General features: G+C 34.3%; 16 protein-coding genes and 1 pseudogene. 16 read left to right on the top strand and 1 reads right to left on the bottom strand.

Going from position 1 to position 17,027, the window contains the following annotated elements; translation table 11 throughout:
• Window positions 1-172: 172 nt before the first annotated feature.
• The 8 genes and pseudogenes from B5X81_RS14800 (at window position 173) to B5X81_RS14770 (ending at window position 7,894) form a co-directional block, all read left to right on the top strand.
• Window positions 173-781, top strand: a complete 609-nt coding sequence (locus B5X81_RS14800; RefSeq protein ID WP_079492759.1) for a TetR/AcrR family transcriptional regulator — start codon at window positions 173-175, stop codon at window positions 779-781.
• Window positions 778-1,659 carry an alpha/beta hydrolase gene (locus B5X81_RS14795; RefSeq protein ID WP_079492758.1) on the top strand — a complete coding sequence of 294 codons (882 nt, stop codon included), beginning with the start codon at window positions 778-780 and terminating at the stop codon, window positions 1,657-1,659. The genes B5X81_RS14800 and B5X81_RS14795 overlap by 4 nt, the downstream gene beginning before the upstream one ends.
• A 93-nt stretch (window positions 1,660-1,752) precedes the next feature.
• Window positions 1,753-2,514, top strand: a complete 762-nt coding sequence (locus B5X81_RS14790; protein ID WP_079492756.1) for an MBL fold metallo-hydrolase — start codon at window positions 1,753-1,755, stop codon at window positions 2,512-2,514.
• A 230-nt stretch (window positions 2,515-2,744) separates the two neighbouring features.
• Window positions 2,745-2,945 (top strand): annotated as a pseudogene (locus tag B5X81_RS28155) (IS3-like element ISEnfa5 family transposase); the annotation flags it as partial.
• 44 nt (window positions 2,946-2,989) lie between these two features.
• On the top strand, window positions 2,990-3,073 hold the full coding sequence (locus B5X81_RS28815) for a DUF3737 family protein (protein ID WP_244282120.1): 84 nt from the start codon (window positions 2,990-2,992) through the stop codon (window positions 3,071-3,073).
• Between the two features lie 91 nt (window positions 3,074-3,164).
• A complete protein-coding gene (locus tag B5X81_RS14780; RefSeq protein WP_079492753.1) occupies window positions 3,165-5,645 on the top strand; it encodes a helix-turn-helix transcriptional regulator in 2,481 nt (826 codons plus the stop codon).
• 436 nt (window positions 5,646-6,081) lie between these two features.
• Window positions 6,082-7,443, top strand: coding sequence for a phosphatidylinositol-specific phospholipase C (locus tag B5X81_RS14775; protein WP_079492752.1), 1,362 nt, complete (start codon window positions 6,082-6,084; stop codon window positions 7,441-7,443).
• A 127-nt stretch (window positions 7,444-7,570) separates the two neighbouring features.
• Window positions 7,571-7,894: a hypothetical protein gene (locus B5X81_RS14770; protein ID WP_139380348.1), complete on the top strand. Its 324-nt coding sequence runs from the start codon at window positions 7,571-7,573 to the stop codon at window positions 7,892-7,894.
• Window positions 7,895-8,005: 111 nt separating this feature from the next.
• Here B5X81_RS14770 and B5X81_RS27500 read toward each other — a convergent pair whose 3' ends face one another.
• A complete protein-coding gene (locus tag B5X81_RS27500) occupies window positions 8,006-8,209 on the bottom strand; it encodes a hypothetical protein (RefSeq protein WP_170917438.1) in 204 nt (67 codons plus the stop codon).
• Between the two features lie 1,040 nt (window positions 8,210-9,249).
• Between B5X81_RS27500 and B5X81_RS14760 the strand changes: the two genes are divergently transcribed.
• The 8 genes from B5X81_RS14760 (at window position 9,250) to B5X81_RS14730 (ending at window position 17,012) form a co-directional block, all read left to right on the top strand.
• Window positions 9,250-9,918, top strand: a complete 669-nt coding sequence (locus tag B5X81_RS14760) for a response regulator transcription factor (RefSeq protein ID WP_079492747.1) — start codon at window positions 9,250-9,252, stop codon at window positions 9,916-9,918.
• A complete protein-coding gene (locus B5X81_RS14755; protein ID WP_079492746.1) occupies window positions 9,915-10,928 on the top strand; it encodes a sensor histidine kinase in 1,014 nt (337 codons plus the stop codon). Before B5X81_RS14760 ends, B5X81_RS14755 begins: the two co-directional genes overlap by 4 nt.
• Before the next feature lie 228 nt (window positions 10,929-11,156).
• Window positions 11,157-11,924, top strand: coding sequence for an ABC transporter ATP-binding protein (locus B5X81_RS14750; protein ID WP_079492744.1), 768 nt, complete (start codon window positions 11,157-11,159; stop codon window positions 11,922-11,924).
• On the top strand, window positions 11,914-13,917 hold the full coding sequence (locus B5X81_RS14745; protein ID WP_170917437.1) for an FtsX-like permease family protein: 2,004 nt from the start codon (window positions 11,914-11,916) through the stop codon (window positions 13,915-13,917). Before B5X81_RS14750 ends, B5X81_RS14745 begins: the two co-directional genes overlap by 11 nt.
• A gap of 51 nt (window positions 13,918-13,968) precedes the next feature.
• Window positions 13,969-14,172: a DUF3955 domain-containing protein gene (locus B5X81_RS14740; protein ID WP_079492742.1), complete on the top strand. Its 204-nt coding sequence runs from the start codon at window positions 13,969-13,971 to the stop codon at window positions 14,170-14,172.
• Window positions 14,173-14,332: 160 nt separating this feature from the next.
• Window positions 14,333-14,473 carry a hypothetical protein gene (locus B5X81_RS27100; protein WP_208985070.1) on the top strand — a complete coding sequence of 47 codons (141 nt, stop codon included), beginning with the start codon at window positions 14,333-14,335 and terminating at the stop codon, window positions 14,471-14,473.
• A gap of 303 nt (window positions 14,474-14,776) precedes the next feature.
• Window positions 14,777-16,129 (top strand): dihydrolipoyl dehydrogenase family protein, encoded by a 1,353-nt coding sequence (locus B5X81_RS14735; protein ID WP_079492740.1) that lies wholly within the window; start codon window positions 14,777-14,779, stop codon window positions 16,127-16,129.
• Window positions 16,130-16,199: 70 nt separating this feature from the next.
• Complete coding sequence (locus B5X81_RS14730) at window positions 16,200-17,012, top strand: MerR family transcriptional regulator (RefSeq protein ID WP_079492738.1); 813 nt, start codon at window positions 16,200-16,202, stop codon at window positions 17,010-17,012.
• Window positions 17,013-17,027 lie beyond the last annotated feature (15 nt).

Raw genomic sequence — 17,027 nt, 5'->3', positions numbered from 1 at the left:
AGTAAAGCAAAGCTGATAGGATTTTAATATCTTGTCGGCTTTTTTCGTTTACTTGACAGTAACGAATGACTATTGTTCATTGACTTTTGTTCATTCGCATGATAGGATATATTTGTAAACAGCAAATATGCTATAGCACAAATAACTTATCATAATTAAAAGGAGTAAAAATATGCGAGTGTCAAAATCACCAGAAGAGCGTAAAAAAGAAATTATGGAAGCCGCTGCAAGGTTGTTTCTAAAAAAAGGTTTTTCTGAAACAACTATGCTTGATATAGCCAATGAAGTTGGTGTAGTCAAAGGCCTTTGCTATAGGTATTTCAGTTCAAAAAGAGAATTGTTCGACGCATGTTTAGAATTACTTACCGATTCATTTATTAAGGAAATCGCAGATATTCTGGCAGATAAGAGACTTTCTGTAAAAGAACGCTTTCAAAAGATGATTAAAATTTGGATAGAAAATTATAATCATATTAAGAAACCTTTGAGGGAAAATCTAAAAAGTGCCGAGAACATACATATTCATGATATGATTGCTATGAAAGGATATCACTATTTAGCAGATAAAATGAGAGTATTCATACAGGACGGATGCAAAGCAGGTCATTTCCATGTAAAAAATCCAGAAGCACGTGCCCGCTTTATTGTTTTCGGGATTTATGGAATGCGACACATTGAGATAAGTGAAACGGACTATTTTGAGGAATTATTTGATTGTTTTGATAAGCTGCTGGAAACAGATACCAAACAGTTATTGAAAGAGATTGGGGGTTTGTTATGAACTTTGAGATGGAATTTGAACGCTTTAATAGGGAATATCCTTTGAAAAGCAAAAAGATTGGAGAGCTGACGTTTCATTACAGGCTTGGGGGGAAAGGGAAAGAAGTCTTGATTTTGTTAGTTGGAGGACTTGGGATTTCTGATGCTTTTTATAATCATTTTAAGGAATTTGCAAAGTATTACACTGTATTGACATTTGATTATCCAATAGAATCCGATCGTAATTCCGTGCTTTCAGACGGAATCGCAGCTCTTGTAAAGAGCTTGGGATTGGGGAAAGCATTTCTTGTCGGTCAATCCTACGGCGGACTAATCGCTCAGATCATTGCAAAAAGGCACCCTGAAATAATGAAAGGGCTTATATTGTCCAACACAGGCTGCCTTGATGAAGGCATGGATGAAGGCGCAAAACAGCTAATGATGAATAGGATGAAGGGACTGAGGAAAACTATTTTGCTAACAAGGTTTATTCCTATGTCACTGTTCAAAGGTGTATTCCTAAAGCGGATGGAGAAGCATTTTGAGCAATGTACTCCTGATGAAAAACAGTATCTGCTCGACTTGTCAAGGTCTATGTTTTCTAAGCTAAGCAATAGACATGAACGACATATGTGTTCCTTGATGGCAGATCTTATCAATGAAATGAATATTACAAGAAGTGATTTAGCTTATTTGGATAAAAAGGTTATTCTTTTACTTTCTGAGGATGATCATACATTTGGCGATGCAGTAAATAGGGCATTGATTGAAATGATGCCAAATCCAGTCATCTGTACCGATATAAATGGAGGACATCTAGCCTTGTTGCTTAAAATAGATCTTTATATTAAGACGGTTTGTGGGTTTATTGACAGTTTTACTATATGTAATCAAGAATAAGATTATATGTATTCTTAACATGGTGATAAGATTAATTAGCTTTTGCGATAGAAAACAAATTAATATAGAACAATAGTAATAAGGAGGAAAATTATGAGTGATTGGTTTACCATTGAACAAATTGAGAAAGATACTTATATCATTAGTGAGTATAAACACTGGGAAGAATCTCATGCGTATCTCCTAAATGGGACAACTTCTAGTTTGCTAATTGATACCGGTCTTGGTATTATGAATATTTATAACGAAGTTGTTAAATTAACGGACAAACCTATAATAGCTGTTGCTACTCACGTACATTGGGATCATATTGGAGGACATGAGTATTTTCCGGATTTTTATGTACATGAAGATGAGGTGAATTGGCTTGCAGGTGAGTTCCCATTAACAATGGAACAAATAAAAGCTTTTGTTGTTGAGGACTGTGAGTTGCCAGAAAGTTTTAACATTGATGATTACAGGTTCTTTCAAGGTACTGCCACAAGAGTTTTGAAGGATAATGATGTTATTAATATTGGAGGACGTACTATACAAGTGCTGCACACACCGGGACATTCACCGGGTCATATGTGCTTCTATGAAAAAGATCGGGAATATCTTTTTACTGGCGATTTGGTTTACAAAGGAACATTATTTGCTTATTTTCCATCAACCGACCCAGAAGCATATTTATCGTCCATAGAGAGAGTTGCAAGTTTGCCGGTAAAAAGGGTGCTTCCCGCACACCATGATTTAAATGTTAAGCCTTCTATCCTTCAAGATATGAAGAAAGCATTTTCTGAACTAAAAGCCCATGATAAATTAAACCATGGAAGTGGTACTTTTAAATACAATAATTTTGCTATATGGTTATGATTAACTATATTCATAAAAATAATAAAGAAAATTCAGAGGTGTTCAGATAAAAAAATCTTGATGCCTCTGTTTTCATATAAATCCAAAAAAGTATAATGGTCATGAAGAGATAAGATCATCAGGAGCAAGGGGAAATCAAATCATGACTAAAGGAAGAGCAACAACAATAGAAGAACGAATTGAAATCGTTGAATGCATAAAAAATGGTAGGGGCTATAATGAAACAGCTAGAAAACATATTAAAAAGGGATTTTAATGCAAATAACATCAATGAAAAATGGCTAACTGATGTTACTGAATTCAAATATGGTGATGGGAAAAAAGCATACCTTAATGCCATTTTAGATATTGGAGATAAGAGCATTATTTCTTATGTCATTGGTAAATCAAACAACAATGCACTTGTGTTTGAAACCTTTTGGAACTGTATCCAGGTAGTTATGAAAATGCTACAGCAAAGGATGATTACTTTGCAATGGGAATCTCAGATATAGAAATCGATGGGTTTACTTTGGTTAGAAATTATTCCTTTGATGGAGTAAAGAGTCTAAATTTCTGAAATGCAAAAAGAGTAAAAATATCTAAATATTGAATGATAATGAAATTATTGGTATAATATATTTATCTATCCAATCGAAGGGAGAGAAATTATGCCACTGAATAAAATCCAAAGCTTCAAACCGACTGTATATATCCCAGTTGCGTTGCAAAAACGGCTGGAAACCATCCATAGTTATCCCCTTATCGTCCTGCAGGCGCCCTCTGGTTTTGGAAAAACCACGGTCATCAGTGAATATCTCTGCCAATCGGACGCGCATCAGGTTTATTGGTACACCTGTATGGGAGAGCCGATTCGCAAGGCGTGGAACGGCATTTGCAAGACCTTTTCCCATATTGACAGAAGCGTAGCAAAGCAATTGGAGACGCTGGAATATCCGACGCAGGAAAACCTTGTGGATATCGCAGAGATTATGAGCAGGTGCAACGTCAATGGGGATGCATGGTTCATCCTTGACAATTTTCAATATATACAAGGTGAATTGCCTGAGCGTATTCTCTATGCGTTCTCCCGCTATGGGTGCTCACGGATTCATCTTGTGGTCATCACCCAATCCATCGATCCGATAGACATCAGTGGAATACCGGTGGATCAGGCGGTTCTCATTCAAAATGATGTCTTTTTTTTTCAGAAAGAGGATACCGACGCCTATTTCCGCGCTAATGGGGTTGCACTGTCCCGGGACGAGCTTGATAGGCTTCAGATGCTTTCCGAGGGATGGGTGGCCGCCTTGAACCTTCAGTTGATTCGCTATCTGCAGGAGGGAGATTTTGAGGCAACTGACAGCATGGACAACCTGATTCGCGCTGTCATCTGGAAGAACCTAGAACCGGAAGAGCGGCGCTTCTTTATTGCCGTTTCCCTACTGGAACGCTTCACGATGGAGCAGGCATATATACTATTTGGAAAGAACACGCTTCCAACCAACATCGTCCGATTGTTGGGAGGTGGTTCTTTTCTCCACTATGAACGGAACAGCGGCGCCTATACACTGCACAGTTTGCTGCAAAGCTTTCTGAGACAGGAGCTTAGGAGACTGCCCGCCGAGGAAATACGTGGGATGAAAAAGCTGGTAGCCGACGCTTACGCGGCGATAAGCGAGCGTTATTATGCCTTGTGCGGCTATCTGGAGGCAGGCGAGTTGGAAGCTCTGCTTTCTCTGCCACTCAAAGCCTCGGATTTTTCTCTGTATCCGAAGGACGGCAGTGTAGAGATACTGGAGAGGGTGTTCAGGGAATGTGACAGGGAAATTCTCGTCCGTCATCCTCAGACGTTGGCCATGATTACCTTTGAGCTGTTCCGCGCGGGCAGCTATAGGGCGTTTAAGAAAGGCTGTTCTCTGATGGAAGAGATGATTTCTCAGCCGAAGCAGAATGGGCTTCATGAAGAGGACACTCGTATACTGACCGGGCAGCTTGCCTTGCTGCAATCCTTCGCTGCGTTTAACGACATTGAAAAAATGAGCGCCCTGCATCGCAAGGCGTGGGAGGTGCTGGACGGTCCCTTTTCCAACCGTACCGACTGGAATGATTCATGGACCTTCGGTCAGCCCTCTGTGCTGTATCTATTCTGGAGTGCCAGTGGGGCGCTTGATCGGGAGCTTACCTGCATGGATGAATGCCTTCCCTACTATATCCGCCTGACGGAGGGACACGGAACCGGAGCGGACTGCGCCATGCGGGCAGAGGCTCTTTTGATGCGGGGAGAGGACACTGCCGCAGAAACTCTGTGCCATAAGGCGATTTATCTTGCAGGCTCCCAGGAGCAGGACAGCATCAGCATTGCCGCTGAAATGACCCTTTTACGGATTGCCCTGCTTCGTGGGGACACGGAAGGCTTTGAGAACGTTAGGAAGAGTATTCTAGGACGAGCCAAAACCGGCACTGAACCTGCGGTAAAAAGAATGGCTGATTTGGCGCTGTCCTTTGTATCTGTCATGACTGGAGCGAATGATGTACCCGAATGGCTCACGGATTTGGATCGGATCACAGGGATTTTATACAATGTGGCAATTCCTTTCGGAGTGCTGACATATCTACGCTGGCTGCTGTCCCAAGGACAGGATGCAAAGCTGCTTGGGATTGCGCAGGGGGCGTTTCCTGCGGTAGAGCAGCATCACTTTCTCCTGCCTCAGGTCTATTTTTATTTGTTTATTGCCATTGCTCACCACCGATTGAGGCAAAAGAAGGAAGCGGAGGAGGCTCTGGACTGTGCCCTTTCCCTTGCCCTTCCTGATGGCATTTATCTTCCCTTTGCCGAATATGGTGAGATACTTGCCCCCTTGCTTAAGTTAAAGGAGAAGAAATCTGGCATGACCAAACTTACAGCTCTGTGCAAACGACACATGTTGGGAGTGGAAAAAATCCGAAAAGCCACCATATACGGTCAGTTGACGCCGCGGGAGTGGGAGATTGCGCATCTTGCCGCCGGAGGGCTGACCAACCGGGACATTGCCTCTCGGCTGCTTATCTCACAGGAAACGGTCAAGACAACTATGAAAAGTATCTTTCGAAAGCTAGGAATACGTTCTCGCGTCCAGCTTCAGGGCTTAAAGGATGCAGAGAAAATCTAAAAATAAATACCCGATGGGGGAATACTTACATTGAAAGACGTCGTACACTGATGGTACGGCGTTTTTTTATTTTTCATAAAGCAGATTTCTAAAAATAAATACCCAATGGGTGATATACTAGGTCAAAAAGACATAGTATGCTTAAAATGTGGTATACCGCCACACAAAAAAGGTTGGAAAGGAGGCTTATCGTTTAAAACAGTAGAATTTGACAGACAAGTAACACCCGAAGAAAAAATGTAAAACAAATTAAATAGGTGATTGCGAAACTAGTAAATTGTTTTGATTTTTCATACAACACATAAAATTCCAACTCTCTAACGCTATAAACGCTTAACTTCCGCTCCGGAACATGTATCTGTTGCATATACAATAGTAACATTTTTGAGTTTCACAATTATCTAAAGAAAATTTAAATAATGAAAGGAGTTTTGAGATGAAATATCATAATAATGAGGTTTATTTTTCTTGTGGTTCAAATGCAAATTTTACTTTGGAAAATGGTACATATAAAATCAGCGAATGCAGCGTAACGGATGGGCAAGATCCTGACAAAAATGTTAAACCAGGCAACATATATAACTTTTCATCAGATGGAAAGATGAGCTTTCGGCTGGGGCGTAAAGCCTCAGAAGACGTTGCTAAATGGTTTAACAAAAGGATTACGATAGACAATTCAACCTTTGGTCATTCGGCTGGCGAATTGAATTTTGCTTTTATGGGAATATTGCGGCTAAAACTGAAAAATCTGCCTTCCTCCAGTATGGAGACAACTATTGAGTTTAAAGATATTGCTATTGCACAAGGGCACACGACGGGACGGAATAATTGGTGGTTTAGCGGACGTAATTGCTTTAATACAAATGATAATAATTGTGTTCATGCTATTGGTAAGGCAGATGACGGAACTTACTATTGCGCTATGGTAAGAAGAGGAGGGAATGATGTAAACGAATATGAAATCAAATCAGTGGAAAAGATTCAGCCAAACTGGATGGAAAAGATGGATGGGAATCTCATGCTTAGCCAGCTTTCCATCCCTGGCACACACGATTCCGGAACAAAGCTTGTGAGCACAAGTCTGGCACGATGCCAAAACTTTTCGATTAGGGCACAATTGTATCACGGCATCCGCTTCTTCGATATCCGCCTAAAATACGAAAATAGTTCTTTGAAGTTGTTTCATGATAATTTCAGGTGTGACCTCGATTTTACACAAGTGTTAGATTGGTGCAGTCAGTACTTACAGGAATTCAAAAATGAGACAATTCTGATGAGTGTGAAGTCAGAAGGCGGGGATATCTGTGACGCATTCCGCACGACAATAAATAATTACAAAAAATTATTCTTAGAAACCAAAATTATCCCGACACTTGAGGAATCAAGAGGAAAAATTGTCCTGTTCTGCCGTATTAATTTCCCAGGCAACGGTATTCAACTCTATGACGGCTGGAAAGATAATACACAATTTACTATTTCAACAGACGATTATACCTTTGAAATTGAGGATCATTATAATACGAACGAAAGTGAAAAAATTGACCAGATACAAAAAAACATTGACAACGCTATAAAAGATACGGATTCCTCACACTACTACCTGACTTTCAGCAGTTTGGCGTATCTTTCGGATAATACCCCGTACGGGCATTCCAAAGAGATAAATAAAAATCTGCTTCAATATCTAAAGAAACAGACGGGAAACGAAAAGGTTGGAACAATCCTGATGGACTATTATAACAATCATGGAGAACTTGGGGAAAATGCACTGGTCGAAACAATTATCAGCAGAAACTGACTGCATTGCGTCAAAATTAGTTATGTGTAAATAAATACCCGATGGGGGATATATTCATGCCGAAAAGACGCGGTATGCTGGAAATCTGGTATGCCACTATGCAAAAAGGTTGGAAAGGAGGCTTATTATGCAAAACAGCAGAATCTTTCGTGCAGTGACGCCCATGGAAGACGGTTGTTTTCAAGTGGAAATGGAATCTGGCAGCATGGTTTGTTTCGATATGCACCGGTGGCAGCAATCGGTGCGGTTCGGATTACTGAGCAATCAAGATGTATTCAGAAGTGTGGCAACAGATGGATACCGCCTGATTTTTTATCGGGACGGCAACGAGGTGCTGGAGATTACCGCAGCCACCTTTATGGATCTGGCTGGACATCTGACCAAGCTTATGACGGTGATACGGAGGGAGACTATATTTTTACGCCAACCCTTGAGCTGCCAGAGGGTATGAACGTGGCGCAGGGCATTACCACCCCGCAGATTACCATAACAGTGAATGAGCCTGTTCCCCCAATGCTGTGAGGGATAGAAATACAGCTTTTAGACACCACCGGCACAGACATCACTGAAAAAAGAGGAAGACGATAAGTCCCTTGATGGGCAGCGACGGCAAATACACTGCCAGCGCCACCTTTGGTGATGGCGTCACTTTTGGCAACGAAGCTTTGTCGTATGCTGAGGAAACTCTGACAAGCACGGACAGCACAGCGACCAGTGTCACATTCACCTCGCCTATAACCGTTGCATCGGGTGCAACAGTAACCATTACCGCAAATGCTCCAGACAGCGGCAAGCACAACCTTTACAATGCCTGCTAATGCAGTGGAGGTTACGGCAGCCTACGAGGATATTCCGGCTAGTGTAACACCGGTAACTGGAGTAACTTTGAACAAAAGCACCAAAACCGACAACTATGAAGTCGATGAAAACGGTGTAAGAAAACGGAATAAAACGTTCTGAAACAGTAACAGTCCTGCAGGGTGAATCCTGTGGGACTGTTACTATTAATGCTTTCGTATCGATTTGGGATATGGTTCAGTAAATATTCCTATAAAACTGTGCTTTTCTTCTCGACTGTTTTTTTAGAAATAGAAAGGAAGATTATTCATGAACATACAGAAACGTGCTTGGACTTACAGTCATATTGATGTTCCTAAAAATGTCCACGGTAGCTTAAAAAATTAGAAAAAAGAGCTCTTTAATTATGCTGAGCAGATGGGTTTTGAAGTCGTAGGATATTTTGGGGATAAAGGTGATTCTCACCTATTTGGTACCCAATAATGCCTGTAAGCGCCCCATATGGCTGAGATATAAACATTATCTTCCACTCTATGCACGTGTAGAGTAAAATAATGATGACGATTATGATGTTAAGGATAAAAAATAGGATTTAGGCACAATATGTAGTGGCTTAAGGGTGAATTTTGGGACAAAAATAAGTGTGAAAACACCGTTTTTTGGCCATGTTTTAAGGAGAAAAATATAGATGATATAATATATTCTAGCCAAGGTAATGTTTATGAAAGATAAAATAAGTTCAAAATTATTAAACGGGCTTGTAATCTTGGAAATTATTTCAACGATTTTTTTACTTATAGCTATATCACTTGTAATTACAGTACTTTTGAAAATCTCAAATAGGAAACTACTAGATTTTAATATAGATAGGATATATCTATACCTGTGTAATTCCATATCTTGTGTATTCAGTGAGGCGATACTTAGATTTTATAAAATGATTATATTTTGGTATAATATTTGATAATTAGTTATATAGCTTTAAGTAAATTGTATTGGAGGATAGATATGGAAAAAATTATTATAATAGAGGATACTGAAACTATAAGAGAAGAACTTAAAATATTTTTATCTAAATATGGTTATGAGGTTGATGCTCCAGATGATTTTAAAAATATAATTGAGTATATATATAAATCCAATGCTAATTTAATTTTATTAGATATAAATTTACCTGTTTTTGATGGATATCATATATGTAAAGAAGTTAGAAAAAATTCAGATGTACCAATAATAGTAGTTACAAGTAGAGATAGTGAAACAGATGAACTTATGAGTATGAACTTAGGTGCAGATGATTTTATCACAAAGCCTTATAATACGCAAATACTTTTAGCACGTATTTCAGCAGTTTTAAAGAGAACTTCCAAAAGTAATCTTGGTAATATATTAGCGTATAATGATATTAAATTAAATCTATTAAATGGTAGTATTATCTATAAAGGAAATACAGATCAATTAACTAAGAACGAAATAAAAATACTTTCTTATCTCATAAAGAACAAGGGAACTATAGTATCGAGAGAAGCATTAATGGAGCATTTATGGAACTCATATGTTTTCATCGATGATAATACACTATCTGTGAATATAACAAGACTAAGAAAAACACTTGAAGACATAGGTGTAAAAGATGTAATAGAGACAAGAAGAGATTTGGGGTATATAATGCCATGAATGTAAAGGAGTATTTAAAAGAAAGATTTTTATTCATTTTTATAAATGTTATGGGATATTTTATTTTAGCTTTTGTCTTAACCATACTAGAAATAAAAACTATTGTCATATTTTTAATTTTTATTATATGGTTTTTGCCATTAGCAATCTATATTAGTATAGAGTTTTTTAAGCATAAAAAATATTATAATAATATGGAAGAAACATTACAAAGTCTTGATAAAAAGTATCTACTGCCAGAAATCATGGAAAAACCAGACTTTTTAGAAGGAAAACTTTTTTATGATGTACTAAAAGTATGTAATAAGGAAATGCATGAGCATGTAAATTATTATAAAAATCTTCAGTCTGAATATAGAGAATATATTGAGACCTGGGTTCATGAAATTAAAACACCTATTTCATCAAGTATATTGATTATAGAGAATAATAAAAGTCCTATTATGGATAATATAGGTCAAGAAATAAAGAAGGTAGAAGGATTTATAGAACAGGTATTATATTATTCAAGAAGTAATGATGTTAGTAAAGATTATATAATAAAGAAGTTTAATTTATCAGTGGCTGTAAATAATGCTATTAGAAGAAACTCTAAGGATTTTATAAGTAGAAAGATAAATTTACAATTAGATAAAATAGATGCTATTGTATATAGTGATATAAAGTGGGTGCAATTTATACTCAATCAAATCATAAGTAATTCAATCAAGTATATTAAGTCTAAAGAAGGAAATATAAGAATATATTCAACTAGCAATAAAAATAATGTGGTGCTTACAATTCAAGATAATGGAATAGGAATTTCAGACAAAGATATTAATAAAGTTTTTGAAAAAGGTTTTACAGGAGAGCATGGAAGAAAATACAGTGTATCTACAGGTATGGGATTATATCTTTGCAGAAAACTTTGTGACAAGCTAGGCTTAGAAATAAATATTGAATCTGAATTAGGAGTGGGAACAAAGGTTAATATAATATTTCCCTTAAGTAAGTTTAATTTAGGGATTTGAAAAGTGTGAGTTGAAATACTTACACTTTTTTTATTTAAGTTTTTTGATGAATTTGTAATAGGATTCATATCAATGGGAAATGTATAACAAAAGATTATCTTACAAAAATGCAACTTTAATGAAAGCTAATTCGATATGTAGTCTCTTAATAATTCAATATAATAAAATTATAAGACAACTTCAAAAAACAATTAGTAATCTTAATGGAGTTGAATGGAGGTTATAGACATGAAAAATATATTAAGTGTAGAAAATATTGAAAAATATTATGGAAAAAAAGAAGTTATAACTAAGGCATTAGATGGTATAAGCTTTAAGGTAGATAAAGCTGAGTTTGTTGGAATAATGGGACCATCAGGAAGTGGCAAAACTACTTTGCTTAACTGTATTGCAACAATAGATAATGTAACAACTGGTAATATTACTATAAATAATCATGAGGTTACAAAATTAAAATTTAAAAAGCTAGATAAATTCAGAAGGGATGAGTTAGGATTTATATTTCAAGACTTTAATTTACTTGATACATTAACTGGTTATGAAAATATAGCTTTAGCTTTAACAATACAAGAAAGAAAGCCAAAAGAAATAGATAGTTTAATAAAAAAAGTTGCAGAAACACTTGGCATTTCAGATGTTTTAAAAAAATATCCATACCAAATGTCAGGAGGGCAACAGCAGAGGGTAGCATGTGCTAGAGCAATAGTTACTAATCCATCACTAATATTGGCAGATGAACCTACAGGTGCTTTAGATTCCAAGTCTGCAAGATTACTATTAGAATCTTTTGAGAAATTAAATAGAAGTTTGGAAGCTACTATATTACTTGTAACCCATGATGCTTTCACTGCAAGCTATACTAATAGGATTCTATTTATAAAAGATGGTAAAATATTTAATGAGATAGTTAGAGGGAGTGACTCTAGAAAAGAATTTTTCAATAGAATTATTGAAGTAATGACACTCATGGGAGGTGATGTTAATAATGTATTTTAATATAGCCACTAACAATCTAAAAAAGAGCTTTAAAGATTATGCAATATACTTTATAACTCTTACATTAGCAGTGTCAATATTTTATAATTTTAACTCAATGAACTCTCAAACAGTAATGCAGGAAATGGATATAGATATCTTAATTCAATCAATATCTTATATATCTATATTTATTTCAGTTGTTTTTGGTGGATTAGTTATATATGCAAATAATGCTCTAGTAAAGAAAAGGAAAAAAGAGTTTGGAATATATGCTACATTAGGTATGTCAAAACGAAAAGTATCTAAAATATTAACTTATGAAACTTTTATAGTAGGTATAATTTCATTAGGGACAGGATTATTGCTAGGTGTAATACTATCTCAAGGAATTTCAGTAATTATAGGTAAATTGTTTGAGTTTAACATGGATGAGTATAAATTTATTCTATCTACCGATGCTATTATCAAAACTATAATATATTTTGGTACAATGTTTATTTTAGTAATGGTATTTAATATAGTAGTTGTATCTAAACATAAGCTAATTGATTTGATAAATGCATCAAAGAAAAGTGAAGAAATAAAAACTAGAAATTCTGTAATTTCGGTTATAATATTCATTTTATCTATAGCTATTTTATCAAGAGCTTATTATTTAGGATGGAAGTTTGCTTCTAATCCTAAAAGTATTAACTTTCCTCTATCCATAATATTTGGTGGTGCGGGTACTCTATTATTTTTCTTTGGATTAGCTGGATTCACTTTATTTATATTGAAGAAAAATAAACAAATATATTTAAAAAAGTTAAATATATTTGTTATTAAACAATTTAGCAACAAAATAAATACAAACTTTATATCAATGGGAATAATATGTCTTATGCTCTTTGTCACTATAGTAATGTCATCATCAAGCTTAAGCGTTAAGGCTCAACTAGAAGAGGAATTGGGAAAACTACCACCCTTTGATGCTAATATAGAATTTAATATTAGAAGTGATAACCAAGAAGTAAAAGATATAGAAGAGGCTTTAAAAAAGGTGGATTTTAAACTAAGACAGCCTTCTGAGTATGCTGTAGTAGATATATATAGCACAAATATTAAAGTATCTGATTTTTTAAATGAATATGCAAATGAACGGTTAAAAGAGAGACTTAAAAAATATGTTGGGGAATTAAGAACTATAGGAGTATCACAATACAATGCAATGAGAAAGTTAAAGGGAGATTCAATAATAGAATTAAAAGAGAATGAGGTTTTATTACTAACAAAAGATAAGGATGAAAAGCAAGCATTAAATAATTTAATAAATAATAAAAAAGAAATAATTATTAATGAAAATAAATACAGTCTAAAGATAGATAAACATCTAAAAGATATTGAATATAATTTAATAGCAATAGTACCAGACTTTGCTGTAGAAAATATGACTAAAAGTTATTCAACTATGCATATAAATAGTCTAAATGAAGTGAATAAACAAGAATTAGAAGAAGATGTTAAAGAGTTAAGACAAAAATTTGCCAACATAGATTATAACTATGATGAGCTTTTAAATAAATATGGTTTTATAATAAGAGCAGAAACCAAAACTCAAATGTATAATGAAACTAAAAATGCTATAGGAACAAGTTTATATATAGGAATGTATTTAGGATTTGTATTCTTAATAGCTAGTGCAGCAGTATTAGCAATCCAACAGCTGACAGAAGCAAGTGATAGTTCAAGTAGATATAAGACGCTTAAGAAAATTGGTGTCTCGGATAATATGATAAATAAAACTATATTTACCCAAATTTTAATACATTTTATGGCACCTCTAATGTTAGCAATATCACATTCTATAATGGCATTGATAATAGTAGGCAAATTGTCCAGAAATGTAGGTCTAGCATTTCTTTTCAAGTTAGGACCAACTATACTTATAACAGGTATTATAGTTATTGGAGTATATGGTTCATATTTATATGCTGCTTATACTGGATATAAAAATATAATTAAAAATAGTTAATGGTACATGATATTAGAATATACACTAGATATTATAAAGAGGGTGAATGATATGAAAAAGTATTTATTTAGTATTGTTTTAACAGTGATTAGCATAAGTTGTTTTATTGTATTTAATTTGATTGGTTCTGAGGTCTTATCAGATGGAACATTGTCTGAACCATTTTTTCTTATTCCAATAGGATATTTATTTGCGATTATAGCTGTTATTTCAGCAGTAATAATTTATATAAAGTCTAAAGCTTTTAAAAGTTAATAATTATATTAATTCGATTAAGGCAATTTATTGATTTTTATATACTGAAACCAAGTAAAAATCTTGTAATTAAATCATCAATAACTAAATAAAAGATAATGTAAAAAACTTTGTGCTTAGAAAATTTAAAAACACTCTGAGATCTTCATTCTTAAAAGCTATGTTTAAAGATGCTTTACAAGAAATGCTTGAAGCTGAGTTAGATGTGGAACTGAGTTATGAAAAGGAAGATATAAATGGTGAGTTTGAGCCTACAGTTATATCTAAAAATATAAGGAACATATCAAAGATTGAGGATTAGATAATATCACTATATGCATGTGAAGACCGTTATAGGAATACAAAGGAAATGATCTATGAAATAACAGTATTTACAAGGGCTTTGGAGGATTTTAAGTTTGTGAAAAATGGGCGAAAAGTGGTAAGGATATTATATGAGAAAATATATAATGAAGTAGATAAAATAAACCTTTAGTAGTGTTCTTACGATGTATATGTTTAAGGTATTGGATAATTTTAAATATAGGTATTGACCTTAGAGTTACTTCATAGTTTATAATCAAAAGTATAGTATAAACTATGAAAATGATAGGGGGAGATCTTAATGAAAAAATATGATATTGCTATTATAGGAGCTGGTGCTGGAGGACTGAATGCTGCATTTGAGGCACTTGTATTAGGTAAAAAAGTAGTACTTATTGAAAAAAATGCCCCTGGTGGTGAATGTACTTGGTCAGGGTGTATACCTAGTAAGGCTTTGATTAATATTGCAGATGAAATTCACACTGCTAAAAAATATGGAGCAGTCAATATAAATGGCAAAGAGATATTAAATAAAGTTAGAACTTTAATTCATGAAGCTCATCAAGCTGAGGCTGTTGAAGTATTAAATCAAGCAGGTATTAATTATATAAAAGGATATGCAAAGTTTAAAGACAGTAATACTTTGGATGTAGACGGAAAAGAAATTAAAGCAGATAAAATATTTATTTGTACTGGGTCATCAGCTTTAGTTCCTCCAATTAAAGGATTAGATTGGATAGATTATTTAACGAATGAAAATATTTTTCTATTAGATGACCTTCCAAAGAGTATGATTGTTTTAGGTGGTGGACCTATAGGAGTTGAGTTAGCACAAGCATTTAATAGATTAGGTGTTTCTGTGAAAATAGTTGAAATGGCTGAAACTATTTTGTTTAGAGAAGAAAAAGAAATGGCTTTAGAAATACAGTCAATTTTAGAAAAAGAGGGGGTAGAAGTATTTACATCTTCAAAAGGTATTGAAGTAAAAGAAGAAATAGAAGGTGTTAATTTAATAGTAGATAAAGATGGAAAAACAAATGAAATAAAGGCAGAAAAAATTTTACTTGCACTAGGAAGAAAACCTAATCTAAAAGGTTTCAATTTAGAAAAAATAGGTGTTAGGTACAATAATAAAGCAATCGAAGTAAATGAGTGTTTTGAGACAAATATTCCTAATATATATGCCGTCGGAGATGTTGTAGGACCTTATCTATTTTCACATATGGGAGCTGTTCAAGCAAAACAAGCAGTAAGAAATGCGTTTACAAAGACTAAAGAGATAGTAGATTATAGTAATACTTCTTGGTGTACTTTCACTCATCCAGAGTTTGCAAGAACAGGCATGAAAGAAGAAGAAGCAAGAGCTAAATTTGGTGATAATATACAAGTTTTTACACATAAATATAGGGATATAGACAGAGCTGTTGTAGATCAAAAAAGTCAAGGGATGGCTAAAATAATTTGTGATAAAGAGGGATATATTCTAGGAGCTAGTATTTTAGGCGAAAGGGCATGTGAAATGCTAGGAGAACTGCAAATTGTAAAATCCTTTAAAATTCCATTCTATAGATTGCATGAAGCAATCCATCCTTATCCTAGCTATAGTGAATTATTACTTACTATGAGCAAAAATGCTTACGATAATAAAAAATAGTATTAAACCTTATAGCATATATTTTTATGATACAATTATAAGAAATATATGGTGAGAAAGGTGTAATAATATGTTTGGTAAGTATTTTAAAACTGGAGATGTTGCAAGATTTCATAATGTATCTTCTGATACAGTTAGATATTATGATAAAGAAGGATTAGTGACGCCCACCGTTGTTAAAAACAATAAGTATCGGTATTATAATATAAACGATACGTTAAAGTTTAGTTCTGCAACAAGGTTAAGAGAAGTGGGTGTGTCTATTAATAGTATTAAAAGCTGGTTAGAATATAATAATCTAAATGATTTGATAGCCTTTAATTTAGAACATATTGAAAATCTTGAAATGCAAAGGATGCTGATTGATAAAAAGATATCCTATGTTAAAGAGTTTAACAATTGGATGGAGAGTTTTAAAAAAAATCCAAATGCTATTGAATATAAAAAAGACGATTTTATTTATATTTGTAATGATCTAGATCTTACAGTTTACAATGAAGATGTTAATATAGATAAACCTATTGATATAAGTGGTGTATTAGATGAATTTTGGACTAGGACTTCCTTTTTAGGCTATATGAATCAGCTTGAGGGCTGTGATTTAGATAATAAAGGAAAGGTTTATTGCGCAAACATAGTTTCCAGTGATTGTGATGTAATAGAAAGGGTGGATTTTACTAATACCCTTAGATTTAATTATATAGGAGATATATTTTCAGACAATACCTATTTAGATGAAGTGATACAAAAAATATATTCATATTGTGCAGAAAATGAATATAGACTCAAAGGGAATTATTATGAAGTCTATTATTTATCACAAGATATAGATGGAATTCCAGTTTATTATGTACATATATATTTTCCATTAGAAAATAAATAAATCAAGTCTTACTAC

It is taken from the genome of Maledivibacter halophilus (assembly GCF_900167445.1).
Lineage (GTDB): Bacteria > Bacillota > Clostridia > Peptostreptococcales > Caminicellaceae > Maledivibacter > Maledivibacter halophilus.
Note: the sequence above shows the minus strand (reverse complement) of the source record. Positions and strands in the feature narration are given on the sequence as shown.

What these genes read in the sequence shown, in the direction of transcription:
- B5X81_RS27100 (WP_208985070.1), top strand. Translation starts at nt 14,333, where the DNA reads ATGTTTAAAGATGCTTTACAAGAAATGCTTGAAGCTGAGTTAGATGTG.
- B5X81_RS14760 (WP_079492747.1), top strand. Translation starts at nt 9,250, where the DNA reads ATGGAAAAAATTATTATAATAGAGGATACTGAAACTATAAGAGAAGAA.
- B5X81_RS28815 (WP_244282120.1), top strand. Translation starts at nt 2,990, where the DNA reads ATGGGAATCTCAGATATAGAAATCGATGGGTTTACTTTGGTTAGAAAT.
- B5X81_RS14740 (WP_079492742.1), top strand. Translation starts at nt 13,969, where the DNA reads ATGAAAAAGTATTTATTTAGTATTGTTTTAACAGTGATTAGCATAAGT.
- B5X81_RS14780 (WP_079492753.1), top strand. Translation starts at nt 3,165, where the DNA reads ATGCCACTGAATAAAATCCAAAGCTTCAAACCGACTGTATATATCCCA.
- B5X81_RS14790 (WP_079492756.1), top strand. Translation starts at nt 1,753, where the DNA reads ATGAGTGATTGGTTTACCATTGAACAAATTGAGAAAGATACTTATATC.
- B5X81_RS14745 (WP_170917437.1), top strand. Translation starts at nt 11,914, where the DNA reads ATGTATTTTAATATAGCCACTAACAATCTAAAAAAGAGCTTTAAAGAT.
- B5X81_RS14800 (WP_079492759.1), top strand. Translation starts at nt 173, where the DNA reads ATGCGAGTGTCAAAATCACCAGAAGAGCGTAAAAAAGAAATTATGGAA.
- B5X81_RS14750 (WP_079492744.1), top strand. Translation starts at nt 11,157, where the DNA reads ATGAAAAATATATTAAGTGTAGAAAATATTGAAAAATATTATGGAAAA.
- B5X81_RS14755 (WP_079492746.1), top strand. Translation starts at nt 9,915, where the DNA reads ATGAATGTAAAGGAGTATTTAAAAGAAAGATTTTTATTCATTTTTATA.
- B5X81_RS14795 (WP_079492758.1), top strand. Translation starts at nt 778, where the DNA reads ATGAACTTTGAGATGGAATTTGAACGCTTTAATAGGGAATATCCTTTG.
- B5X81_RS14770 (WP_139380348.1), top strand. Translation starts at nt 7,571, where the DNA reads ATGCAAAACAGCAGAATCTTTCGTGCAGTGACGCCCATGGAAGACGGT.
- B5X81_RS14730 (WP_079492738.1), top strand. Translation starts at nt 16,200, where the DNA reads ATGTTTGGTAAGTATTTTAAAACTGGAGATGTTGCAAGATTTCATAAT.
- B5X81_RS27500 (WP_170917438.1), bottom strand. Translation starts at nt 8,209, where the DNA reads ATGGTTACTGTTGCACCCGATGCAACGGTTATAGGCGAGGTGAATGTG.
- B5X81_RS14735 (WP_079492740.1), top strand. Translation starts at nt 14,777, where the DNA reads ATGAAAAAATATGATATTGCTATTATAGGAGCTGGTGCTGGAGGACTG.
- B5X81_RS14775 (WP_079492752.1), top strand. Translation starts at nt 6,082, where the DNA reads ATGAAATATCATAATAATGAGGTTTATTTTTCTTGTGGTTCAAATGCA.